Consider the following 501-nt stretch of genomic DNA (forward strand, 5'->3'; position numbering starts at 1 on the left):
CGTCCTGTCGGCACGCTCACTGGCTCTGCGGCCGGTCTCCGCTCAGCAGCTCGACGACGGACGGGGGAGCAGGACCGATGCGTTGTATCGGGTGGAGTGGGTGGATGTGGGTGTGTGTGGGTTGGGGTCGTTTGTGGAGTGGGGTGAGGTGGTTTCGGGTGGTGTGGTGCCGGGGTGTGTGGTGTTGTCGGGGGTTGATGTGGTGGGTGTGTTGGAGGTTTTGCGGTTGTGGGTGGGGGAGGAGCGGTTTGGTGGTTCGCGGTTGGTGGTGGTGACGCGGGGTGCGGTGTCTGTGGGTGGTGAGGGTGTGGTGGATGTGGGTGGTGGTGCGGTGTGGGGGTTGGTGCGTTCGGCGCAGTCGGAGCATCCGGGTCGGTTTATGTTGGTGGATGTGGGTGTTGATGGGGATGTGGGTGTGGTTTCGGGTGTGGTGGGGTTGGGTGAGTCGGAGGTTGCGGTGCGTGGGGGTCGGGTGTGGGTGCCGCGTTTGGTGGGTGTGAG

At 64.9% G+C, this 501-nt stretch carries 1 protein-coding gene; it reads left to right on the plus strand.

Annotated elements, in window-relative coordinates:
- Positions 1-100: 100 nt before the first annotated feature.
- Positions 101-501, plus strand: a 401-nt coding sequence (locus tag KN815_RS51740) for a SpnB-like Rossmann fold domain-containing protein (protein ID WP_443732346.1), incomplete at its 3' end; no start/stop codon positions are given.

Source organism: Streptomyces niphimycinicus, assembly GCF_018883605.1.
Classification (GTDB): Bacteria; Actinomycetota; Actinomycetes; order Streptomycetales; family Streptomycetaceae; genus Streptomyces; species Streptomyces niphimycinicus.